The sequence below is a fragment of the Rhodococcoides navarretei genome (assembly GCF_038069675.1).
GTDB classification, from domain to species: domain Bacteria; phylum Actinomycetota; class Actinomycetes; order Mycobacteriales; family Mycobacteriaceae; genus Rhodococcoides; species Rhodococcoides navarretei.
Window position 1 is genome coordinate 1,068,070 of sequence record NZ_JBBPCN010000001.1, and the last position, 22,167, is coordinate 1,090,236.

A 22,167-nucleotide genomic window follows, 5' to 3' on the forward strand; every position below is an offset into this window, starting at 1 on the left:
AACACGTGACCGCAGTACCATCCACCCGTTATAGTTTTGTTACTCGTCCGATCGTGCGTGCTGTGACACCCCTCGCTGAGGTCCCCGCGCAGCTCGGGCACATTACAACATTCACCATCGACACCGTCGCCGGAATTCGGCACGTCGCAACCACCTATCGACGACAGACGTTTTTATTCATACAGGAGTTTGCCTGGGGACGAGGCGCTGTACTGGTCGGCGGGGGTACCGCGATCGTGCTTGTGATTCTCGGAATGGCTGTCGGGGCGTCCATCGGCATCCAGGGCTACGCCTCGCTAGACCTGGTCGGGATGGGGTCTCTTACGGGATTCATTTCGTCATACGCCAACACTCGAGAGTTGGCACCGATGATCGCCGCGATCGGTTTCGCAGCCCAGGCCGGCTGTCGCCTCACTGCGGAAATAGGTTCGATGCGTATCGCCGAAGAGATCGATGCGCTCGAGTCGATGGCGGTGCGGCCGATTCCGTACATCGTCAGCACGCGTGTGGTCGCGGCGATCACTACCATCATCCCCCTCTACATCGTAACGCTGATACTCAGTTTCGGCGCGGCCAAGCTGGTCGTCATCCTTTTACACGGCCAGTCGGGTGGCACCTATGACTTCTATTTCGATGCGTTCCTCAAACCGCAGGATTTGGCGTTCTCAGTAATCAAGGTCCTCGTTTTCGTGGTGTCGGTCGTCATCATCCACAGCTACCAGGGTTACTACGCCAGCGGCGGAGCAGAAGGCGTCGGCCGCGCGTCTGGTCGAGCGATCCGCAGCAGTCTCATCATCATCGTCGTGGAGGACATGATCTTAACCCTGTTGATGTGGGGTTTCGATTCGGGCGTCAAGATTTCGGGCTAGGAGTTCAAGTGGCTGTATTTCAAGATCCATCAGGACGCGCGCCCTCACTGGCGAACTTGACCCTGCGCGGGATCGGGGTTCTCGTCGTAGTGACGGTTGCCGGCTATCTTCTGGCGGGCAACGCGACCGGAAAATATGAAGACAACACGACAGTGACGATCACCACCGACGCGGTTGGTGACGGGTTGAAGGGCGGATCGGAGGTGAAGTATCGGGGCTTCACGGTGGGCAAGGTGTCCTCGGTGTCGGGGCGCGACCAAAGTGTAAATGTGAAAATCGAGCTCACCGGAGTGAACGACGACATCCGGTTGCGTCAGGGCATGGCCGTGAATTACACGTCCGCCAGCGCGCTGGGGCCGACGGCACTGGAGATTGTCGACCCCGGGCGGGGAGTCCTCATCCGTGATGGCGGCAGCGTCTATGTGAGCAAGCTGCAGTCCGAACACACTTCGGTATCGACCCTGATTCGAAAACTCTCGAAGCTGGTCGATGCTCTCGATCAGCCGGCGTTCAATTCTGTGGTGAAGTTTGTCGTCGATGATTCCCAAACGTTTGCCGATGCCGGCCAGCTCATGTTCCAGATCGCGCAGCTCACTCGGGACGTTCAACAGCGGCCAGTGGGCCAGGATTTGGCGATCGCGGCAGACCTGTCCCAGGGCGTTGCCGACTTCATGACGCCGTTCGTTCCGGGCATCCTCATAAACGTCGACGTCGCTGACTTCTTCGCCACCGACGAGGCCATCAATCAGGCCACAGGCAACCTCAACAGCACCGGCGCGGTTCTGTTCGGGGGACTGGGAGGACTGTTGAGCGAAAACTACCCGGCGTTGAGTTCGGTACTGGACGTCGGCCTCGATCTGGCGAGGCCGGTCGCCAGATCGGCATCGGGACTCGCGCAGACCATTTACACCATCCCGCAGATCCTGGACAGCATCGACAACGCCACGCCGCAAGTCGGCGAGCGAGTACAACTTCAGGTCGCCCTGGTAGTGCAGACGTCACCTGCGCTGCAGAGCGCGCTTGCAGCAGGAGGACCAAGAAGATGAAGCTCAAGTCGTTAATTCCCACCATCGTCAAGATCGTCGCGTTCGCCGCAGTCATCGGCGTTCTCACCTACGTGATCATCGCCATCCTCGAACCCAGCTCGGACGGAGCGAGTTCTGAACGGTCTGCGGTCTTCTCCGATGCATCTGGGCTCAAGCCTCGCGACGGTGTGCGTTTGGCGGGAGTAAAGGTCGGTTATGTGACGGCGATCGGCCTGAAAGGGCCCACCGCGGTCGTTCATTTCCAACTGAACAACGACGTCGCGATCACGTCGAGCACCACCGCCGCCGTGCGTTATCAGAATCTTCTCGGACAGCGATATGTCGAATTGATCGGTGCGGCACAGGGAAAGACACAGGGGGCGGCGCTCACACAGGTGGCACTCGACAAGACCGTTCCCTCATTTGATGTGTCCACCTTGTTCAACGGGTTCAAGCCGGTGTTCGACACGCTTAACGCCGACGAGATCAATGAACTGCAGTCCAACTTGTTGCGCGTTGCTCAAGGTGATGGGAGGGGTATATCGCCTGTTCTGGAGCAGGTCGCCAACATCACCGCCTACGGGGACCAGCGGTCTGAGATCATCACGAATATCGTGACGAGTCTCGGCCAGGTCTCCGACCAACTCGAAGGCCGCTCGGCGCAGCTGGTCGAACTCGTCGACCAGCTGGGATCGATCGTCGACGCCTTCAGCCGCGTGAGTGACCGGTTGCGGGAGTCGCTGGGCGAGGTCAACCGGTCCATGGAGAAAACTGTCATCGCCGGGGAGCAACTTGACTCAACGTACGACCAGAGTTTCGCGACGATCTATCAGCGTCTGGCGCGAGAACCCGGGGAGTTGGAGGGGCTGCTGAATGGCGCGATACTGCTCAAGCCCCTTATGGACTCGCTGAACGCTTCGACGAATTCCACGCCGAGTGAGGCACGATGTTCGAAAGGCCTTCTGCCCCTGCCGGATACAGCCACGATTGCGCTTATGGGGCAACGATTGGTGGTGTGTAAGTGAGGTTGTTCAGTCGAAATCGACCGCATCACCAGTCCGAACGCAGACGCGACCTCATCGTCGCCGCTGTGGTGGTGGTGACCGTGGTGGTCGGTCTGGTAATCGCCGGGACCGTGTATATCGCACCGCCCGGCCAAAAGGTGTACTCGGCTCAACTGGTCAACACCGGAGGGCTGGAGTCGGGTGATCAGGTGCGTATAGCGGGGATAAGACAGGGAACGGTGTCGTCGGTGGACCTCGCGGGAACGTTTATCACAGTCGAATTTCGACTCGACGACTCAGTGCCAGTCCGTTCGGATGCCACCGCAGCGGTTCGCCTGATCACGCCGATCGGCGGGCGAGTTCTCGATCTGGACCCAGGGTCAGGACCGACCTCGCTGTCGGGGGCGATCCCCCTTGTTCAGACATCGAGTACTTACGACATTTCGGACACGCTCGAGACGACGACGCCGGTGTTCCGCGATGTAAAGGGCGTCGATCTCCGTCAGACTGCGTCGCTGCTGCAGAATGCGTTCTCCGACGGCAACACAAACATTCCCGACGCACTGAGGAACACCAGCAGTTTGATGGAACTCTTAGAGCGACAGTACGGTCAGCTCGACAAAGCGGTCGCTCTATCCGATGAATACGTCAACGCTTTCGCCGATCAAAAACAGGTGCTGGTCGACTTTCTCCGTCAACTCAGCTTCCTTGCCAGTACGCTGGGACCTGATATCGATAACGTCCGCGGCGGGTTCGACCTTCTCAGTCGTCTGTTCAAACTTCTCACGAGGCCGCTCGTGGCTTACAGCGATGGAATCGAACCGTCTGTCCAACAATACAAGACGCTCCTCGACAAGGTGTCGTCAGAGCTGCCAGGCTACTCCGATGCCCTGGCCCAGGTTGATCAGATCACTCAGCGCCTCGGCGTCCTCCTCCAGGCGCCGGTCGGTGCGTCGACTACCACAGAACCAGAGGTTCGTGTGTGCATTCCGAGTGGTGACGACAAATGTTGACTACATGGATCCGAAGACTGTTGCTCCTGATCGCCGTGGTGGTTGTGGTGGTCGCTAGTGTGGAAATAGGGGGGAGGGTGTCCGACGACACGCGCTCCCTGTGTGCCGAGTTCACCGACGCATCGGGCCTCTTCGAAGGCAACACAGTAGCCATGCTCGGCAAGAAGATAGGCAGCGTCGTCGGGGTGCACCAGAATAGTGATCAGTCCGGTGTAAGGATCGACATGCGGATCGACAAGAGCGTTCCGCTGCCCGCCGACGTCGGCGCGACTCTGGTGTCGACATCCATCGTGACCGAACGTCAAATCGAGTTCACCAAGCCGTACTCTGATGGAGCCCGATACGAGACGGATCAGTGCATTCCGTTGAGTAAGACGAGAACCCCGCTGGGAATCAGTCAGACGCTCGACTCGATCAGCAACTTGTCCGAGGACCTGGTCAAGGACAACGGCAGGAACACCGACGCGATCTTGCAGTCCCTCGAGCTCGTCTCCCGCAATCTAGAAGGAACGCAGGGTGACGTGGCCGGGATCATCAAGGACTCAGCCACGCTCATCGACGACCCGGCAAAGCGGGATATGCAGATTCGCAGCATCGTCGGGAACCTCGCCGCACTGACGGGGGTGGCAACCGAGAACGACAAAGAGGTGACCGCCCTCTTCGACAACTTCGTAGGTGCCATCGAGGTCATCATCGCGTTCGGCCAGACCTTCGGCTCGGCAGTCGAGTACGCGGGGACGTTCGTTCCGATCCTCTCGAGGTTCGCAACAGATTTCGGTCCCCCGATATTCGCGATCGGTGATGCTGCCGTTCCGCTCATCGCCGACATGGGAGAGCAGCCGGACATGGTGGTAGCGATCGCAGCCCGCACGGCAGACCTCATCGTGAAACACCCCGATGCCAAGTCAATTGTGCAGGCGTTCGCAGTGTCGCTGCCTTTGCGAAGCCTGGTCGGTGGCTGCGCCGCGCCGGTGGCAAACGGAGTCTGCGGGTCCAGCGATGTATCGAGGACGATCGCAGGGATGATGGGGGGAGGGGCCTGATGATCTCGGTCAATCGCGCATGCCTCGGACCCATGGTGGTCGCACTGATGGCAACGATAGTTTTCGTGACATCGTGTGGGATCAACGCCGACAATCCGCCGACGATAGCGACCTCCGACGCGGACGGTTACGACATCCAGATGGAGTTCACCAGCGCACTCAACTTGCCTGCCCTCGCAAAAGTTCTCTCGGGGGGAATCAGCGTCGGGTTCGTCGAAGATGTCACGTACGAGAACGGGCATGCGGTCGTGAAAGCTCGCATCGACAACACGACTCAGCTGCCGGGGGAATCGCGGGCTGAGCTGCGTCAGGACACTCTCCTTGGTGAGATCTACGTTGCCATCCTTCCCCCAGCCGAGCCGTCGACGGGTGCCTTGCTGCGGTCGGGTTCGGTGATCCCGTTGGCACGGACCGAGCCGGCAGCAAATGTCGAGGACGTCATGCGCGGGATGTCGAATGTCCTCGGGGGCGGTGAGCTCGACAAGATCCACACCGCGATCTCGACATTGAACACCACGTTCCCCAAGGACTTGCAGCAATTCGACGCCCTATACCAGACAACGCTGGAGACCGTCTCGGAGGTCTCCTCGAATACCGACAAACTCGACGTAGTGTTGAGGTCGGCGGATCAGACTCTGAAAGTGATCTTGGACGATCCGTCGGGAATCGACCGGATGCTGACCAAGGGCGGACGCAACTTTTCTGGCCTCGGCTACTCCCTGATCGAGGTCGCGTTACTCATCGCCAACTTGCGTGATTTCGCAGTGTCCGCGGGCAGGATCGTGGATCCGGAGTACTTACGGATAAAGGAGTCAGTGGCCGGGATCGCCCCGGTGATCGATTCGATCGCCAACTCCGACATCTACTCGAAGTCCGTCACGGAGCAGGCAACGAGCGTCATCCGCGACAAACTCATTCCATTCGTGCGGTCGCCCGACATTAACCTCTCGGACATCTCCATCGATGGTCGGGACCTAGCGCGGCGTGACGCCGAATCCTTCATAACCGTGTTGAGATCAATCGGAATGATGCCGTGAACCGCAGCAGCACGCTCATATCGATACTGGCTCTCGCCGTCGTGTTCGTCGTAGGGCTCGGCTACCTCGTCGTCGGCGTGGCACACATCAACCCCACCCGCTCCGAGTACTCCTTAACCGCCATCATCGACAGCTCAGGCGGTCTGCTGGACACATCGCCGGTGATGGTGCGGGGGGTACCCGTCGGAAAGGTGTCCTCGATCAACGTCGCGGATTCGGCAATTAAGGTCGAGATGACGATTGATTCCGACCACAAGATCCCCCAGGACAGCGAGATGTCTATCCAGAATCTGTCGCTCGCGGGGGAACAGTACATCAACTTCGTGCCCGCGGGCACGGCAACCGGTGGGTACTTCGATAACGGAGACGTGGTGCCCGCGGACGCGGTGCACGTGTCGCAATCGGTTCCCCAGGTGTTGCCAAAGTTGGCTGCAGTGGCAGATGGGCTCGACCCGGAATCGATCGAGTCCATCAACAAGACCGTCGCCGAGGCCGTCGCCGGACGGCAGGACGACCTCGACACGATCGGCGACATGATGCACCGTGTAGTCGATTTCGTCGGCAAAGATGGGTCCGTCCGGGTGACCGCAGACAACGCCGAGTTCCTGCTCGGCCTCTTGGCCGATGCCGGGGACGTCCTCAGTACGGCATCTGTACGCACCCCTGACGCCGTGAACGGGCTGGCGCGGATTCAACGGGCGTTCATCAGGTTCACAACCACCTCGTACGACAAGTGGCCTCCCGTGTTGAAGCTTGTGGAAAAGCTCAACGGCTATATTCAGATCCTGCAGCCGGATCTGCTGACGATCACCCGGGCGGTGAAACCGGCGACCGAGAAAGTTGCCGACACATACGTCGACTTCGGGTCGATCGGCGACCTCCTCGGCCGGACTTTCCCGGCGTCGCGACCAGGTCGCGCCGAGGTCCCCGTCACCGTGTCGCCGCCACTACGGTGACGCCCCGTCCGCAAGCGACTGTCACCGTTATTACACAGAAGGTCCCACATGACAAATGACGACCGAACGAAACCGCACCCCGAGCCCACTGAAGTCGAGGACAGCGCGGCCGCAGCGACGCCGGATGGCGATCTACTGATGGACGAAAACGCCCCAGCCGCGTCCGCCGTAGCCACGGCTGGGGCTGGAGACAGCGACGTCGACCCCCCCTCGCCAGGTGGGCACCGCTGGTCAGCATCGCCGCGATCACGTGCCGTGGTGGTTTCGGCCGTGATCGTGGTGCTCGCTGTGCTGGCCGGCGTGTTCGCCTACCTCTACCTCGAGGCCGACGAAGCGAAGTCGGTATTGGAAAACGACGCCGCGCAACGGGCCGCCGCGGCGAAGGCCGCCTCGGATTACACGACCAGATCCCTGACCTACAGCTACCAGAACACCGACGCCTTTTTCGCGGCAGTCAAAGAGGACGCGGGTGAGGCTCTAGTCAAGCGGTACGACGAGGTTCGGCCGACGCTGACCCAGATTATCCAGCAGGCCCAGGTGCAGGCGTCGGGACGCGTTCTGGCCACCAGCGTCACCGGTGAAACCGGTGACGCCGACGGAGAATACACGGTGATGGTCTTCGCGAGCCAGAAGACGCAGAACGTGCAGAATCCACAACCGAGTGAACTGCCGACATTGTTGAAGGTGGTCGTGACGAAAACCGCCCAGGGCTGGCAGATTCAGGACTATGGCCCAGCTGAATGAGACGGCTGCTCCGCAGAAGGAGTTCCACGAAGAGCAAGATGCAGGACGGTACTCATTCTTCGACGCGGTCGCAGATGTCGGCGGGGTCGACGCCGGTGAGGAGTTGGGTGATCTCTTCGGGTGGCGGGTGCCCCCTCGATCGGGTCAGTGATCCGTCCCGGTGTTTCCGGAGGGTTCGTCTCAGGGAAAGATGAAACCTCATGGCAGCAGGATCGAAGCGGTACTCGGCGGAGTTGAAGAAGGATGCCGTCGACATGGTGGCTCGGTTGGTGGCGCAGGGCGATACCGAGTGGGCGGCGATGCGCAAGACCGCGGATTTGCTCGGTGTGGGCGCCGCTGAGACCGTTCGTCAGTGGGTTCGGAAGGTACCCGTCGACGGCCCGGGCAGCACTGTCGAGTTACGTGCCGACGCCGAGGTCATCAGGAAGTTGCGTCAGGAGAACGCCGAACTCAAACGGGCCAACGGGATACTCAAGGCGGCGTCAGCTTTTTTCGCGGCCGAAATCGACCGGCCACACCGATAATTGTGGACTTCATCGGCACTCACCAGGGAAACCGGGTGGGTGCCGATGGTCTTGTCTGGGGTGTCGACTCGATGTGCACGGTGCTCTCCGAGCACGGTATGCACATCGCCCCGTCCACGTACTACGACCATGTCACTCGGGTGCCGTGTGCCCGAATACTGTCCGATGCACATGTCATCGATGCCATTCACATGCTCCGGACGCGGCAACCGCTCGCACGGGTTCTCGGTTCGCGGAAGACCTGGATTATGTTGCGCAGCAGCGGTATCGAGGTAGCTCGATGTACCGTCGAACGACTGATGCGGGAAATGAGGTGGCACGGTGCGCTCAAAAAGAAAGCGGGTCCGCACCACCGTCGCCGATCCGACCCACCCGCGGGCCGAGGATCTGGTGAAGCGCCGGTTCACCGCGGTGGCACCGAACCGGCTGTGGGTCGCCGATTTCACCTAATGCCGCACGATGTCGGGGTGGGCGTTCACGGCGTTCGTCGTCGATGTGTTCGCCCGGAAGATCGTCGGGTGGAAGGTCGCATCGGAGATGACCACCAGCCTCGTCGATACCGCCATCACTAACGCGATTGATTCCCGAAAACGTTCTGGTGTAACTGCTTTGAGTAATCTGATCCACCACAGTGGCGCTGGATCCCAGTACACGGCGATCGCATTCGGGCAGCGTTTGGCGCAGGAGGGCATCGCGGCGTCGATCGGAACGGTCGGCGACAGTTACGACAATGCCCTTGCCGAATCGGTGAACGCCGACTACAAGAATGAGCTCGTCGACAACGGCCCTCGCTTCCCCGGTGCCGCGGAATTGTCGTTGGCCACCGCACAGTGGGTCGCGTTCTACAACCGCGAACGCCCCCACAGCTACTGCCACGACCTCACGCCCGACCACGCCGAGCAACTCCACTACGATCGCACGCGCACCCTCAATCCGGAGGAGGCACTCACGCAGTGAGCCCTCCGGAAATGCCGGGACGGATCACAGTTTGCGAGTGGTCGAACACCGACAGAATCGGGAATGTCGGGATTTTGCAGGCCTCCTCGCCGTGCCGACGGTCGAAGACACAGCGATGGTCACCACGGCGCTGAAGACGGCGTTGCGGCGACGAGATCACGGTGGACACCGCGTCGGCTCAGGGCTCATCCATCACAGCGATGCCGGCAGTCAGGGCGGATTTAACCTGTCGTCGCAACACAGTGCCGTGAAGCCGAGTTCATCTGCTCTGCAAGCACTTCCGCTGGGGTTCGCCACCCAAGTGTTTTGCGCGGGCGGTTGTTGAGTGCATCCGTCACGGCCTGAACGTCACTTCGACGGTATCGAGCGAGATCGGTTCCCTTCGGAAAGTATTGTCGCAACAATCCATTGGTGTTTTCGTTCGTTCCCTGCTGCCAGGGGCTGTACGGGTCGCAGAAGTACACACGGATCCCGGTTTCTGCGGTCAACTCCGCATGACGTGCAAGCTCCGCCGCGGTCCCAGGTCACCGATCTGCGCAGGTGCTCCGGCAGCGGTGTCATCGCAGCCTGGAGTGCATCGCAGACCGACTGACATGTATGGGCCCAGGACATCTTTGACCGATTGTCATCGACACATCGTTACCCGCTTCTGGGGCGGTGGGCGTTGAAGTTCCGAATGGCTTTGGTTGAGGTTCGCGCGTAGACGCCGAGCTCGGTGGTTCCGTCGAGGACCCGAAAGTAGTTGTCTTCGACCACGACAGTCACGATGGTTCCGGCATGGGTACGGCCGACCTTGAGCAGCTGACCGGTCACCATGACCCGGCCGTCTTTCGGGACGCGTCGCTGTACGGTCTGCGGTCCGGCCGGCGGCGGCGCGGGCAACGTTCCCGTAGCTTCCCGTGCGCCGGTCAGACCCGCGAGCTGGCTGGCATCGAGCGGGTTCGGCAGTGTCGCGAGCAGGACGTTGTCGACACTGGCGTGGATCAGCCCTGAGGCGATTCGCAGCGTCACTCGTGTTCCCGCTCTGTCGGCTCCGAGGTGAAGTCGGTGACCGGCGAGGATGACGGTTCCGTCTCGTCCTGCGGTTCGGTCGACCTCGATCGGTCTCGGTTTGGTGGGCAGGACTGCGGTGTCTACTGCCGCTGTTGCCGGAGATGGTCGGCCCTGGCGTGTGCCGCGCATGGCGAGGCGTTCGAGGTCGGTGTGGGTCAGTCGCGAGCGCACTGTCTTGATCACGGTGTCGTCGAGGATGACATGAATGCTGACCAGGTCGATCCACAGGGTGACGGTCCGTCCGGCGTGGTTGCTTCCGATCCACAATTGTTGCGCTCCAGCGACATTGGTCACGCCGCTCGGTGGTACCTGGGTGTCGAGCTCGATTGCACTGCTGCTTCTTTCACGGCCCACCGTTGTCAGGCTGGAGCTTGCAGCGGTGAGAGTTGATGACGAATCGGACTGGCCGTTGTCGGTTGTTCCGTCGTGATGCTCGTGGTGGGCTCGCGCACGGAACAAACTCGCGGGTGTTGCCATGTCCAGACTCTGGTGGGGCCGCAGGGTGTTGTAGGCGTGCACCCATTCGTCGAGGGCGGCTTGGGCAGCAGCGATGTCGGCGAATGCGCCTGCCTCATCGAGGAATTCACGACGAAGGGTTCTGTGGAATCGTTCGATCTTGCCAGTTGTGGTGGGTGAATGGCGTCGGGTCAGTCGTGCGGTGATCCCGAATTCTCGGCATGTTCGCTCGAACAGCACTTCGGCCGGCAGCGGCCGAGTGTGTTTACCGGTGAATTGCTTCCCGTTGTCGGTGAGTACCTCGAACGGCGAACCCCACTTGTGGATGGCAGCGATGAATGCTTCACATACTGCGTTCCCGGAGGGGTGCTCGAGGACGGTTGCGGTCACGATGAATCGTGAGTGGTCGTCGATTCCGGTCAGCATTTTGCACTCGCGTCCGCCGACGAGGAACATTCCGCCGACGAGGTCGAGCTGCCATAGGTGCATCGGCGCTTCGCGCTGCCAACGTTTGTAGACTCGTTTATGTTGTTGCTCTTGATGATTGACCAAGCCGTTGCGGACGAGCGTTCGGTGGACGGTCGCGCGAGATGGGGTTCGGTCTCCGATTTCTTTGCTTAGCTCGAAGCAGATGCGGCGTGCGCCCCACCGCCGGTGATGTCGTCGCATCTCGCAGATGAGGGCTTCGATGTCGGGCTGGATACGGTTCGGGCTCGCATGTGGTCGTCTCGACGAGTCGACAAGTCCGTCGATACCCGAGTTTTCGTATCGCTTGCGCCACGCTGTGACGGTCTGTCTGGAGACGCCGAATCGCTCGGCGACGTCGCTGACCGGTGAGCCGTCGTTGACCTCGGTAATTGCTCGGAAAGCGGACCTGGACAGTGAGTCGTTCGGCGATGTTGGCATCGGATTCGAGGGGCTGAGGGGAAGGCACACCCAACGATCACCAAAGCTGGTGAAGCGTCAGATATGTGCCGATGACGTTCCGTCAAAGATGTGTTGAACCTTTACACGTCACCGACTCCGATCCGTAACCGGACAACGCCGGCCCGTTCTTCACCGGGGGCGCATCCCCGTACCCATCCTTACGTGGCAGATGCAGCAACGTGGTGAATCTGCTGGTGCGTTCGACAAGCGTACCCACTGTGGACCTGCCCAGCCCGATGATCAGACCTCCTTCCCAATGCCCTGGCGTTTTGCGATCAGCGACTTCGTCTGGCCGCGAGCCGATGGTGACGTCATCGGTGATGAATCCGGTGCGGAGCTTCTTCGCTCGCGCCCTCGGCTCGCGCAATGCTCGTCCGGTGCGCAGGCACGCCACCAACTCTCTATCCTGCGCTCCACGTCCTTCGATGCAGAGGGATTGGTAGATCGCTTCGTGGGAAATGCGCATCGACTCGTCGTCCGGGAAGTCGATCGGCAGGCGGTTGGCGACCTGTGCCGGGCTCATGCGCTGGCCCATCGTCGGTCCGCTCTCCGTGCCTTGTTGCGTCCCTTCCACGATGCGAACGGGCCGACAACCTCACCGTTTTCGTCGCGGATCACGCCCGAGAGCACTTCCTGTACGTACTCTCGAAGAGGTTCGTGTTCAACGAGTTTGGCTACCTTGGGTCGCCTTGCCGCAAGATCGGCTTCCATTGCGCCACTGATGTGCGGTACTCGACCTTGCCGCCGCGGGTGGCAGCGTTGCGGCGGAGTTCTCGCGAGATCGTCGACGGTGATCGCCCCGATCTGGTCTGCGATATCTCGCATGCTCATACCGTTCGCGCGAAGCAGGGCAATCTCCTCACGTTCGTGAAGGTCAGATACCTCCCCGTGGGCGGGGCCAAGTCAATCGGCGGCATACCTCCAGCGTGACGGAACCACCGTGAACCCACCGGCCCCGACACGCCGCAAGCGGTGCCGCGTCTTCACTGGTCAACCCCAACGCGATCTGCGCCCAGAACTCGCGTTCGAGATCTCGGCGTACCGGCGGACGACCCGGAGATTTCATCACCGCCCGCCCAGTCAACGTCGCCGCCCATTCTGGTGGTCGTCCCATCGAAACACCCTCCATCCCTTGAGGTGTTGCGTCGACCGGTTGAACCTGGTCAGTACACGTCGATCGCGTTCGCGGAAACGCTTGCGCTCGAGGGGATTGCGGCACCGATCGGCAGCGTCGGGGATGTGTAAGACAATGCGTTGGCCGAGAGCACAATTGGGTTGTTCAAGACCGAGGGAGTATCGAAGAGAGGCCCGTTCCTGAACGGCCCGCTAAAGACCATCGACGATGTCGAGTTCGCCACGATGGGATGGGTCGACTGGTTCAACCAACGCCGCCTCCCACAGCACCCTCGACTACCTCACACCAGACGAATTCGAGAAGGCCTACCACAGTCAAGAATCGGCTCTCCGCCCGGAGATGTTGCAAGCGTAGGAGCGGCAAGAAACCCGGGACGGTTCACTGACACGGCGCGCCGTCTGGTGGCGTTGCTTCACCCGCCTGGGCGCTATCGGACTGGATGCTGGGGAACGCCCCAGGGCGCAAAGCGGGTCGGTCAACCCTGATGTTCACTCTCTGCTATCGACTCAACTTCCTCGAGCGTGGTGGGGATGTGGTACGGCGGTCTGCTCGTGCCCGAGATGCGATAGCGGTCCCAGAAATCAGGGTCGCCCACGACGCACTCGGCGCGTCCCTCTGGTGTCGCAAAGACGGCAACCGTGCGCCTTCCCGAGAGGGCGGCGTGGAGCGCATCATTCTTGTCGATCCTTCCGTACCAGGTGTATAAGCCGTTGAGGGGCTGGAAATAGCCTTTGATCTTCACCCCGACAGCAATCTCCTTGCCACGGCACACCAAGGTGCCCTCGCCGGAGTAGTCGAGATCGTGGTCGTCAGACACGCAAGGCTCACTTTCTTCACATCAAACATTGACAAAAGAACGCATTGGCGCAGACACTATCAGTATCTGGTACCCGGAGTACGGGTATGAAGTCGAGACTCAGCTCGGCCCGGAACGCAACGGAGGTGTCACATGACCGTTCAAAATGTGGAGACCAAGCCCGACGTCTCAACGGAAGGCGCTGCGCGTGTCAGCGCCCGCAAGCCCGTCGACATGCAGAGATCTGCCGGCCGACTGCTGCGGGCGGCGGCCGAAAAATTCTATGACGCGGAGATCGACATCGATTGGGACTCACCCTGGGAGGAAGGAAAGTACTACCTGCCAGAGCATCGGGTCTCGCTCTACGGCACCAAGCTGTGGGAGAGAATGAGCGACGAGCAAAAGGCGGAACTCGGGCGCCACGAAATCGTCAGCATCCTCAGCTTCGGTATCTACGCGGAGAATCTGCTCAGCTCGGCGCTGCTCCGAACATCCGCCAAAGGCGCCCTGACAGATCAAAGGTCCCTCTACGCCCTTAACGAGATCGGCGACGAGGCACGTCACTCGACGATGTTCGCCCGACTGATCAACAAGACGGGCCTGGCACCGTACAAGTTGCCGAAGGGGTTCTTGAGCATCGCGAAGATCTTGCACTTTGTGCCTCTCGGCCCGTCCGTGTCCGGCGCGACTCTGCTCATCGAGGAGATCCTCGACCGCGCTCAGCGCGAGGCGATGAATGACCCGAAAATGCAGCCGCAGCTGCGCCAGCTCATGAAGATCCACGTTCTCGAAGAGGCCCGTCACATCACGTTCGCGCGGCTGGAAATGGTGGAAGGGATGCAGCGTCGCGGACGCATCTCGCGCGCCTGGCATAGAGGCACGTTGGCGGCCATTGCGAACTTTGCATACCCGTTGCTCATCAATCCGAAGGTATATCCCGATGTCGGAATCAGCCGTCTGCGCGGCCTGTGGGCGCAGCAGACGAGCCCGAACTATCGCGTCAACTTGCAGTTCATGTCCGAGCCGATGATCCGATTCTTCCACGAGGCCGGAATGATGGAGGGGAAGTTCACGATGGCGATGTGGCGCGCAACGCGCAGCCTGCCCGACGATCTGCGCTAACACGCCCGGCCCGGTCCGCGCGTCCCACAGCCCATTCCTCGACCCCACGACCGGATTCCTCGGTTCGTGGGCTTGGGCGGATGACATTCCCACACCTGCCACGCGTCACGGCGCGCCGTGCGGGTCCGTTTTCTGCATTCGATCAGGAGATTTTCACAATGCCGTCCTCCAACGCCAAGTCCGCCGCCACGGCGACAGACCCGGGAATAACCGAGCCCATCACTACCAAAGTTCTCATCATCGGCAGCGGCTTCTCTGGCCTCGGTATGGCCGTCCAGCTCCGCCGACGCGGGTACAGTGATTTCATCGTTCTAGAAAAGGCCGACTCCGTCGGTGGGACGTGGCGCGACAACACCTATCCGGGATGCGCGTGCGACGTACCGTCACTGATGTACTCCTACTCGTTCGAGAGTCGCGGTAGCTGGTCGAAGGTGTGGTCCTCGCAGCCCGAAATCGAGCAGTACCTGAAAGATATCTCCAACAAGCGTGGTGTCACTCAGAAGATCCACTTCGGGCAGAAGTTGGTCTCCGGATACTGGAGCGAGTCCGAATCTCGGTGGCACCTGCGTACCGAGTCGGGCCGGGAGTACGTCGCGCAGTACATCGTGTCCGGTGTCGGCGCTCTGCACATCCCGAATTTTCCGAATATCCCCGGAATCGACGAGTTCGCCGGTCAGGCGTTCCATTCGGCACAGTGGGACCACACGGTGGATCTCCAGGGCAAGCGGGTGGCCGTCATTGGCACCGGTGCCAGCGCGATTCAGTTCGTGCCGTTCGTGCAGAAGGACGCCGGCACACTCACGGTCTTCCAGCGAACCCCGGCTTGGGTACTTCCACGCAAGAACTTCGCGGTGCCGCCGGTACTTCGGACGCTGCTCAGCAAGATCCCCATTACTCGCCGCCTCGCTCGGTGGTCGGTCTACTGGGGCGCAGAGAGCCTGGCCTTCGGGCTCAACGGCCACTCCAACCTTATGCGACCAATCGAAAAGGTGGCGAAATGGAACATCGAGCGTTCTATCACCGACCCCGAGCTACGCCGGAAGCTGATGCCGTCCTACCGCATCGGATGCAAGCGCATCCTGGGATCGAACGACTACTACCCTGCGCTCGCCGCCCCCAACACGACAGTGATCAGCGATCGGATCGAAAAGATCACTGCCGATTCGATCGTCACCCCTGACGGCGTGTCACACCCTGTGGATGTGATCATTTACGCCACAGGGTTCCATGTCACGGACGGGTTCGATCAACTCGCGCTCAAGGGCGCTCGGGGCGAGGACTTGCCGTCGCACTGGCACCGGACGGGCATCAATACCCACCTCGGCATCACCACCGAGGGCTTCCCGAACCTGTTCTTCCTGCTCGGACCTAACACGGGTCTTGGGCACAACTCTGTCGTGTTCATGATCGAGCAGCAGATCAAGTACATCATGAAGGCCATCGACGCCGTCGACAGTCGAGGTGCGGAGCGTGTTGATGTGCGGGCCGAGGTTCAAGAACACTTCAACAAGAGCATCCAACACAAGCTCGCCAAGGGCGTGTGGACCAACGGCGGATGTACGAGTTGGTATCTGGACTCGCAAGGTGTCAACCGTACGGTGTGGCCCGGGTTCACCTGGCAGTACTGGCGAGCGACGAAAGACTTCGAGCCCGCCGAGTACGAGATCGCCTGACAATCCAACCGTAGGTCATCGAGAAGTGAGTATCCGACAGTGAGTAGTTCGACAGCAGGCAATTACGCGACCCAGGTCGCAGTCGTCACGGGAGCCGCCTCAGGGATCGGTCGGTCCCTTGCCCTCCAACTGGCCGAACGCGGGGCCAGCCTTGCCTTGTCCGACGTCGACGAAGTGCATCTCGAGGAGACGGCGGACATGTGCCGTACCGCGCATCGTGCGACCGTGGAGACCGCGGTGTTGGACGTGGCAGATCGTGCTGCGTTCCAGGTTTACGCAGAGAGCGTGCAGTCGTCTTTCGGGCGCGTCAACATGGTGTTCAACAATGCCGGCGTCGCCCTCGGCGCCGACGTTGTCGACATGTCCTGGGAGGATTTCGACTGGCTGATGGGCATCAACTTCGGTGGTGTCGTCAACGGGACCAAGGCGTTCCTGCCTTATCTGATCGCCTCTGGTGATGGTCATCTGGTAAACACCTCCAGCGTCTTCGGTCTGGTCGGGATCCCCAGTCAAAGCGCTTACAACGCCGCGAAGTTCGGTGTGCGTGGCTTCACCGAAGCGCTTCGGCAAGAGATGAAAATCAGTCGGCATCCGGTCACGGTGACATGCGTTCACCCCGGCGGCGTCAAGACTAATATCGTCAACAACGCTCGTGGTGTATCCGATATGGGGGCAGATACCGCCACCATTGCCTCGATGTTCAACAACATCGCCAGGACCACTCCGGAGAAAGCTGCGTGCGCCATCCTCAAGGGAATGGACAAGAAGAAGCCCCGAGTGCTGATCGGCGCAGACGCACGTGGCTTCGACTTTGTCGCACGCGTTGTCGGTCCGCGCTACCAGGACATCTCTGCGCCTGTCACACGCGCGGGCTACGCCTTGGCTCGTAAGCGGGGGATCATCAAATGACCCTCGAACAGGAGAATCGGCCGGGCACCACCGCGCGATCGCGAACGCTGACCGTGTCGGAGGTCGTGCAGGAGACCAAGGACTCCGTGAGCATCGCCTTCGAAGTGCCTGACGAGATCGTCGACGATTTCAAGCATCTACCCGGGCAGTTCATTACGTTGAAGATCCCGTCCGACCAGACGGGCCACGTCGCACGATGCTACTCGCTGAGCAGTTCGCCTCATGTCGATGACTTCCGCCTCGAGATCGGGGTGAAGCGCACCGCTGGGGGGTATGCGTCGAACTGGTTGTGTGACAACGTTTCCATCGGCATGGAGGTGACCGTCCTCACGCCATCGGGAAAGTTTACCGCTAAGAGCCTCGACGTCGACTTGCTCTTCTTCGCTGGCGGAAGCGGCATCACTCCGGTTCTGTCGCTGGTGCAGTCGGCTCTGGTGTCGGGCAGTGGGGAAGTTGTCCTGTTCTACGCAAACCGTGACTCCGATTCGATCATGTACAAGTGCCGGCTTGAGCAGATTAGATCTGAATTCGCCGAGCGGTTCACTTTGGTTGACTGGCTTGAGTCGGAGAACGGGATTCCCACATCAGAGGCTGTAGAAAAGATTATTCGTGAACACAAGGGATCGGCAATTTTCACCTGCGGGCCTTCCCCTTTCATGGATCTTGTGGAAAGCTCTGCCGCCGCATGCGGAGTGGATCATTCGGATGTACATCGAGAGGTATTCCAGTCGCTGACGGGTGACCCGTTCGACACCGCAACACTGCGTCGACTCAGTGACGACGAGGGTGTAGCTACGGCCACGGTTTACCTGAACGGAGAGTGCATCACCACGGAGTGGCCACGTAACACGCCTCTGCTCGATGTGCTGCTCTCGCGAGGGCACAATGCACCGTACTCGTGCCGAGAGGGCGCATGCAGCGCGTGTGTGTGCAAGCTCATCGATGGCGATGTCGAGATGGTGCAGAACAACATCCTCGTAGACGACGACATTGAAGACGGCGAGCGACTCGCGTGCCAGGCACTTCCGCTCACCGACGCTGTGACGGTGAGTTTCGATGACCTCTGACTCCTCGAAAGCTGGCCTATTGTCGCGGCGGTCGCGGGAGGTTCTCTCCAGTGACGGCACGAGGCTGTTTGTCGAGGAGTACGGGCTCGGTGATGATGCGCCGCTGTTGGTGTTCAGCCACGGGTGGGCTTGCCAAGGTCGGTTCTGGAGACCTCAGATCGAGCACTTCGCCACCACACACCGTGTGGTGGTGTATGACCAACGAGGGCATGGCTGGAGCGACCGGGGTCGCGCGCCCTTCTCTTCGTCGGTGCTCGGCGACGATCTCGAGGCTGTCTTGCGCGCTGTCGTCACGTCTAATCGTAAGGCATTGGTGACCGGTCATAGTATGGGCGGGATGTCCATCATGGGTTGGGCTGCCGAGCACCCGGAGTCGGTGCCCGTCTTATCCCGTGGTGCCGTCTTGGCGAGTACCGGCCCCTCGCAGTTGGTGAGTAAATCGACGCTAATTGGGTCGCCACGTCGATTCCGCGCCTCACTGGAGCGGGCATTCGCAGCCGGGCTCGCCACCGCGGGACCGGAGATGCTTGACACTCGCTTCAACCGACGGTTGGTGAAATACGGGACGATGGGTCCACACGCGCCAGCAGACGTTGTGGCTGAGTGTTCCGACATAGTACTGCGGTGCCCCCCTGCGGTTCGGGGAATGTGGGGCAGGGTCCTGGCCACCATCGATGTGAGCAAAGGAATCGACTCACTTACGGTTCCGACGACCGTGATCGTGGGCTCGGCCGACAAGTTGACACCCGCGGTTCATTCCATTGATCTCGCCGACCGACTGCAGCAGCGCCGCCGGTTGCATGAGTTCGTGGCGTTGCCACAGATCGGTCACATGATCAACATGGAGGCACCAAACTATTTCAACGAAGCAGCGGCCCGATTGGACGCAGCCACGGTAGGCGATGGCTTTTGAACCGTCGACCGGACACACATGAGCTCGTGAGACGGCCACGATCGTCGACAGGCCGCGCGTGTCCGAGTTGGGAGGGGTCCATCGAGGCGTACAGCATCGATGGCATCGCCACGGTGATCTTTTTTGCGTCGATGGTGCGCAGCACCTCGGCGGATAAAACTTCGGCAGCACCATCATCGGGCCGCCTTTCGTCAGGGTCGGCACGAAGAACGCGGCCCCAGCATGCGACAGCGGGGTGCACATCGAGAATTTGGGGAACCCGGCCATTCTCACTCCGGAGAGTTGAATCTGCGTCATCGTGAACATTGCCGAAGCCTCCGATGGCTCCCTTCGGCTTTCCGGTCGTGCCGCCGGTGTATGTGATCGACACGGTGCGATCCGGCGGACGATCGGCTGCTTGAGGGAGGGTGCCGAACCGCTGCGAGCGAACCGAGAGGTTTCAGCGAACGGCTCTCCAGCCCGACTCGCTTGAGAGGACCCTTCAGGGTATTGTTAACCCCATAATGTCATTCGTCCGCCGCGTTTCATTTACTCCATCTCAGGTGCAGCGTCGAGTGGCCGATGCCCGTAGCACCCGCTGGGATGAGCATAGAGTCGAGGTACGCGCGCAGCTGGTCGACGCGACCATACGGATCATCGAACGGTATGGTGCAGGCGTCAGCATGGACGACATCGCTGCGGAGGCCCGTGTATCTAAACCAAAGCTGTATCGCTACTTTGGCGACAAAGCGGGCTTGAACGCGGCGGTGGCGGCGAAACTCGGTGCGTTGATGTGGGATTCGGCGAAAGTCACTATTCTCGCCGACCAAGATTATCTTTCGGTTGACGACATGGTTCGCTCGTCCGTCCAGAGCTACGTCGCGCTCGTCGGGCAGTATCCCACTGTCGTCAGATTCCTTATGGCGAATCACTTGTTTCAGTACTCCGGATCGGGAAATGGCGGAGTTGCTGACGAACTGAGGTCGGTGATGGAGGTCGTCGCCGATCGGTTCACTGAAAGTCTTCAGCGTGTTCACGCAGATACTTCGGTCATTCCCTTGGCCGTGGCGTCCATTCTGGGTTCTGGTCTATCTGCGACTCAGTGGTGGATCGACAACGGTCGTGAGCAAGGGGTGGATGATACGTTCTTCGCCGCACACCTATCAGAGACGACGTGGGGAATCATCGACGGCGCGGCCGCAACCGTAGGCGTGGCCTTCTCACGCAGTCTGCCATTCAGCCATCCCGGTTTCGCGTCCCGCCACAAAATGGACTGAATCACCCTAGATATCCAATAATTGTAACTTGTCAAGCTGCGTCGGGTTGTTGCGCGGTGCGGTGTGCCCAAGCGGTGTGTTCGTCGTATTCGGTGCAGTGGCGTACGCACCCGTGCAGGAGCCCGACAAGTCTGTTGGCGAGTGCGCGGAGCGCTTGGTGGTGGAGGTCTCCGGTAGCACGGTGTTGTTCGTAGAACGCGCGAGCGGCCGGACTCTGGCTGAGGGCGCAGAACGCCCACCGGTCGATGGCATCGTAGAGCCGCCGGTTGCGGATATGTCGAGCCAGTACGGCCCGCTTCTTGCCCGACGCAACTGTCAGGGGTGACGTACCGGCGTAATTCTTGCGAGACTTGACGTTGGTGTAGCGGTCGACGTCGTCGCTGAATTCACCGAGCCCCGGGCGGCGAGGATGACACCGATTCCTGGCAGGGAGAGGTAGATGGCGGCGTTGTGTGTCAGCGTCCGGGTGTGTTTCAAAATGGCGGGTCAGATCGGCTTCGAGGTCGCCGATCTGACGGTTCAACTCCGCGATCAACGCCAAGAGTGCGCCCGGCATCGCGCTCGACCTGCGCTGCGAACGCCTGCAACCACGAAAGGCGAACGCTACCGATCCCGTTTCTGCGCCCGCTGCGCACTCCGCGACGACCTCCATGCAATCTTGATATTCGATAACGAGGACATCGCGCTGGACGCGCTCCTTCAAGCGTTGGGCGCAACAAATCGACCTCAGAGCGCGGTCATCTTGATGCGAGGCGCGCGGGCCTCGCCTGCCGCCGCGGAGCGGCAGAGATTGGGGTCGTCGCAGCATTCGGCCGAGGCAGGTCGGGTGTGAGATAGTTGCATTCGCGAGATGCCCTTCGTGGTGGCTGGAATGTTCCCTAGACAAGAACTCAGTTACGGGCAGTCCGCAAACGCGGCCTCAGAATAGTCATCTCCAGGTCCGAAATCCTCGCGGCAGATCACTTCTCTCTTTAAAGCTATGTCGGCTTGGTCGATCCTTTAGTGCGGTTCACTTCTGACATAGTGCAGTTTATCTTTCGAAACTAACAGCGGTGCAGGCCGAGCGCACGAAGACGCGACAGACTCGGCACAATGTTTTCACGACAGAGAGGTCCGACCATGAAAAGAATTCCAGACGAGGTCAGCGGGTCGGCCGGCCCCGCTATCGAGAACTGGGCGCGCTCGTTCTGGAGCACGAGTTTCGATTCGCCTGATCTACCGCCCCACCACCCCGACTGTCTTGGTTGTGGGCCGCAGAACCCGCACGGCCATGCCCTGTCGGTCCAGCGTGACGAGAACGGCGTGGTGGCTCACCATGTGTTCGATCAACGTCATGTCGGGGCACCCGGGATAGCACACGGCGGCGCGGTGGCGACCGTTCTCGACGATCTGTTCGGCTTCCTGCTCTACACAGTGGGTGAGCTCGCCGTGACGCGGCGTCTCGAGCTCGACTACCTAGCGCCGGTTCTGCTCGGCACTCCATACGTATTGCGTGCTGCCGTTCGGTCTCGTGATGGGCGCAAACTGGATCTCACGGCCACGATGGACGATGCGCAGGGCCGCTCGGTAGCCACCGCTACTGCCCTGTTCGTGGTGGTCGAGGTCGAACACTTCATGCAGTCCCAAGCCCGAGCCCAACTCCGGGCCACAGACACGAATCACACCGAAGAATAGACACCCTGGCCGAC

General features: G+C 60.6%; 18 protein-coding genes and 6 pseudogenes. 18 read left to right on the top strand and 6 right to left on the bottom strand.

Going from position 1 to position 22,167, the window contains the following annotated elements; genetic code table 11:
* Window positions 1–5 precede the first annotated feature (5 nt).
* The 10 genes and pseudogenes from AABD04_RS05355 (at window position 6) to AABD04_RS05400 (ending at window position 9,172) form a co-directional block, all read left to right on the top strand.
* Window positions 6–869, top strand: a complete 864-nt coding sequence (locus AABD04_RS05355) for an ABC transporter permease (protein ID WP_027498257.1) — start codon at window positions 6–8, stop codon at window positions 867–869.
* 8 nt (window positions 870–877) lie between these two features.
* A complete protein-coding gene (locus AABD04_RS05360; RefSeq protein WP_068052708.1) occupies window positions 878–1,915 on the top strand; it encodes an MlaD family protein in 1,038 nt (345 codons plus the stop codon).
* A complete protein-coding gene (locus AABD04_RS05365) occupies window positions 1,912–2,919 on the top strand; it encodes an MlaD family protein (RefSeq protein ID WP_068052711.1) in 1,008 nt (335 codons plus the stop codon). The genes AABD04_RS05360 and AABD04_RS05365 overlap by 4 nt, the downstream gene beginning before the upstream one ends.
* On the top strand, window positions 2,916–3,911 hold the full coding sequence (locus AABD04_RS05370; RefSeq protein WP_027498254.1) for an MlaD family protein: 996 nt from the start codon (window positions 2,916–2,918) through the stop codon (window positions 3,909–3,911). The genes AABD04_RS05365 and AABD04_RS05370 overlap by 4 nt, the downstream gene beginning before the upstream one ends.
* Window positions 3,905–4,954 (top strand): MlaD family protein, encoded by a 1,050-nt coding sequence (locus tag AABD04_RS05375; RefSeq protein ID WP_027498253.1) that lies wholly within the window; start codon window positions 3,905–3,907, stop codon window positions 4,952–4,954. The genes AABD04_RS05370 and AABD04_RS05375 overlap by 7 nt, the downstream gene beginning before the upstream one ends.
* Entirely contained in the window at window positions 4,954–5,991 is a 1,038-nt protein-coding gene (locus tag AABD04_RS05380) for an MlaD family protein (RefSeq protein ID WP_032370850.1), read from the top strand. The genes AABD04_RS05375 and AABD04_RS05380 overlap by 1 nt, the downstream gene beginning before the upstream one ends.
* Window positions 5,988–6,947: an MlaD family protein gene (locus AABD04_RS05385; protein ID WP_027498251.1), complete on the top strand. Its 960-nt coding sequence runs from the start codon at window positions 5,988–5,990 to the stop codon at window positions 6,945–6,947. Before AABD04_RS05380 ends, AABD04_RS05385 begins: the two co-directional genes overlap by 4 nt.
* Before the next feature lie 48 nt (window positions 6,948–6,995).
* Entirely contained in the window at window positions 6,996–7,691 is a 696-nt protein-coding gene (locus AABD04_RS05390) for a hypothetical protein (RefSeq protein ID WP_027498250.1), read from the top strand.
* Window positions 7,675–7,842 carry a hypothetical protein gene (locus AABD04_RS05395; RefSeq protein WP_155288583.1) on the top strand — a complete coding sequence of 56 codons (168 nt, stop codon included), beginning with the start codon at window positions 7,675–7,677 and terminating at the stop codon, window positions 7,840–7,842. The genes AABD04_RS05390 and AABD04_RS05395 overlap by 17 nt, the downstream gene beginning before the upstream one ends.
* 49 nt (window positions 7,843–7,891) lie before the next feature.
* Window positions 7,892–9,172, top strand: a pseudogene (locus AABD04_RS05400) (IS3 family transposase).
* A 221-nt stretch (window positions 9,173–9,393) separates the two neighbouring features.
* Here the strand turns inward: AABD04_RS05400 and AABD04_RS05405 are convergent.
* The 3 genes and pseudogenes from AABD04_RS05405 to AABD04_RS05415 all read right to left on the bottom strand — a co-directional run.
* A pseudogene (locus tag AABD04_RS05405) lies at window positions 9,394–9,748 on the bottom strand (IS30 family transposase); the annotation flags it as partial.
* Window positions 9,749–9,811: 63 nt separating this feature from the next.
* On the bottom strand, window positions 9,812–11,587 hold the full coding sequence (locus tag AABD04_RS05410; protein ID WP_068052714.1) for an IS481 family transposase: 1,776 nt from the start codon (window positions 11,585–11,587) through the stop codon (window positions 9,812–9,814).
* 118 nt (window positions 11,588–11,705) lie between these two features.
* A pseudogene (locus AABD04_RS05415) lies at window positions 11,706–12,722 on the bottom strand (helix-turn-helix domain-containing protein); the annotation flags it as partial.
* A 131-nt stretch (window positions 12,723–12,853) separates the two neighbouring features.
* Here AABD04_RS05415 and AABD04_RS25245 point away from each other — a divergent pair.
* Window positions 12,854–13,003 (top strand): annotated as a pseudogene (locus AABD04_RS25245) (IS3-like element ISMyma10 family transposase); the annotation flags it as partial.
* Between the two features lie 215 nt (window positions 13,004–13,218).
* Here AABD04_RS25245 and AABD04_RS05425 read toward each other — a convergent pair.
* A complete protein-coding gene (locus AABD04_RS05425) occupies window positions 13,219–13,560 on the bottom strand; it encodes a DUF4873 domain-containing protein (RefSeq protein ID WP_027498244.1) in 342 nt (113 codons plus the stop codon).
* A gap of 132 nt (window positions 13,561–13,692) precedes the next feature.
* On the opposite strand from AABD04_RS05425, the gene AABD04_RS05430 reads away from it, so the two are divergent.
* The 5 genes from AABD04_RS05430 (at window position 13,693) to AABD04_RS05450 (ending at window position 19,223) form a co-directional block, all read left to right on the top strand.
* A complete protein-coding gene (locus tag AABD04_RS05430) occupies window positions 13,693–14,661 on the top strand; it encodes an AurF N-oxygenase family protein (protein WP_027498243.1) in 969 nt (322 codons plus the stop codon).
* A 158-nt stretch (window positions 14,662–14,819) separates the two neighbouring features.
* The gene (locus tag AABD04_RS05435) at window positions 14,820–16,334 is read left to right on the top strand and encodes a flavin-containing monooxygenase (RefSeq protein ID WP_027498242.1); all 1,515 of its coding nucleotides are present in this window, start codon (window positions 14,820–14,822) and stop codon (window positions 16,332–16,334) included.
* 39 nt (window positions 16,335–16,373) lie between these two features.
* Window positions 16,374–17,243, top strand: coding sequence for an SDR family NAD(P)-dependent oxidoreductase (locus tag AABD04_RS05440; protein WP_027498241.1), 870 nt, complete (start codon window positions 16,374–16,376; stop codon window positions 17,241–17,243).
* Window positions 17,240–18,310, top strand: coding sequence for a ferredoxin--NADP reductase (locus AABD04_RS05445; protein WP_027498240.1), 1,071 nt, complete (start codon window positions 17,240–17,242; stop codon window positions 18,308–18,310). The genes AABD04_RS05440 and AABD04_RS05445 overlap by 4 nt, the downstream gene beginning before the upstream one ends.
* The gene (locus tag AABD04_RS05450; protein ID WP_027498239.1) at window positions 18,300–19,223 is read left to right on the top strand and encodes an alpha/beta fold hydrolase; all 924 of its coding nucleotides are present in this window, start codon (window positions 18,300–18,302) and stop codon (window positions 19,221–19,223) included. Before AABD04_RS05445 ends, AABD04_RS05450 begins: the two co-directional genes overlap by 11 nt.
* A 30-nt stretch (window positions 19,224–19,253) precedes the next feature.
* On the opposite strand, the pseudogene AABD04_RS05455 reads toward AABD04_RS05450, so the two are convergent.
* Window positions 19,254–19,620: pseudogene (locus AABD04_RS05455) on the bottom strand (AMP-binding protein); the annotation flags it as partial.
* 106 nt (window positions 19,621–19,726) lie between these two features.
* On the opposite strand from AABD04_RS05455, the gene AABD04_RS05460 reads away from it, so the two are divergent.
* Complete coding sequence (locus tag AABD04_RS05460) at window positions 19,727–20,479, top strand: TetR/AcrR family transcriptional regulator (protein WP_068052725.1); 753 nt, start codon at window positions 19,727–19,729, stop codon at window positions 20,477–20,479.
* A gap of 31 nt (window positions 20,480–20,510) precedes the next feature.
* Here the strand turns inward: AABD04_RS05460 and AABD04_RS05465 are convergent.
* Window positions 20,511–21,026: pseudogene (locus AABD04_RS05465) on the bottom strand (transposase); the annotation flags it as partial.
* A gap of 572 nt (window positions 21,027–21,598) precedes the next feature.
* Between AABD04_RS05465 and AABD04_RS05470 the strand changes: the two are divergent.
* Window positions 21,599–22,153: a PaaI family thioesterase gene (locus AABD04_RS05470; RefSeq protein WP_027498237.1), complete on the top strand. Its 555-nt coding sequence runs from the start codon at window positions 21,599–21,601 to the stop codon at window positions 22,151–22,153.
* Window positions 22,154–22,167 lie beyond the last annotated feature (14 nt).

Excerpts from the sequence above, each read along its gene's own strand:
- AABD04_RS05470 (WP_027498237.1), top strand. The coding sequence starts at position 21,599 with ATGAAAAGAATTCCAGACGAGGTCAGCGGGTCGGCCGGCCCCGCTATC.
- AABD04_RS05430 (WP_027498243.1), top strand. The coding sequence starts at position 13,693 with ATGACCGTTCAAAATGTGGAGACCAAGCCCGACGTCTCAACGGAAGGC.
- AABD04_RS05445 (WP_027498240.1), top strand. The coding sequence starts at position 17,240 with ATGACCCTCGAACAGGAGAATCGGCCGGGCACCACCGCGCGATCGCGA.
- AABD04_RS05365 (WP_068052711.1), top strand. The coding sequence starts at position 1,912 with ATGAAGCTCAAGTCGTTAATTCCCACCATCGTCAAGATCGTCGCGTTC.
- AABD04_RS05375 (WP_027498253.1), top strand. The coding sequence starts at position 3,905 with ATGTTGACTACATGGATCCGAAGACTGTTGCTCCTGATCGCCGTGGTG.
- AABD04_RS05435 (WP_027498242.1), top strand. The coding sequence starts at position 14,820 with ATGCCGTCCTCCAACGCCAAGTCCGCCGCCACGGCGACAGACCCGGGA.
- AABD04_RS05390 (WP_027498250.1), top strand. The coding sequence starts at position 6,996 with ATGACAAATGACGACCGAACGAAACCGCACCCCGAGCCCACTGAAGTC.
- AABD04_RS05460 (WP_068052725.1), top strand. The coding sequence starts at position 19,727 with ATGTCATTCGTCCGCCGCGTTTCATTTACTCCATCTCAGGTGCAGCGT.
- AABD04_RS05410 (WP_068052714.1), bottom strand. The coding sequence starts at position 11,587 with ATGCCAACATCGCCGAACGACTCACTGTCCAGGTCCGCTTTCCGAGCA.
- AABD04_RS05380 (WP_032370850.1), top strand. The coding sequence starts at position 4,954 with ATGATCTCGGTCAATCGCGCATGCCTCGGACCCATGGTGGTCGCACTG.
- AABD04_RS05450 (WP_027498239.1), top strand. The coding sequence starts at position 18,300 with ATGACCTCTGACTCCTCGAAAGCTGGCCTATTGTCGCGGCGGTCGCGG.
- AABD04_RS05395 (WP_155288583.1), top strand. The coding sequence starts at position 7,675 with ATGGCCCAGCTGAATGAGACGGCTGCTCCGCAGAAGGAGTTCCACGAA.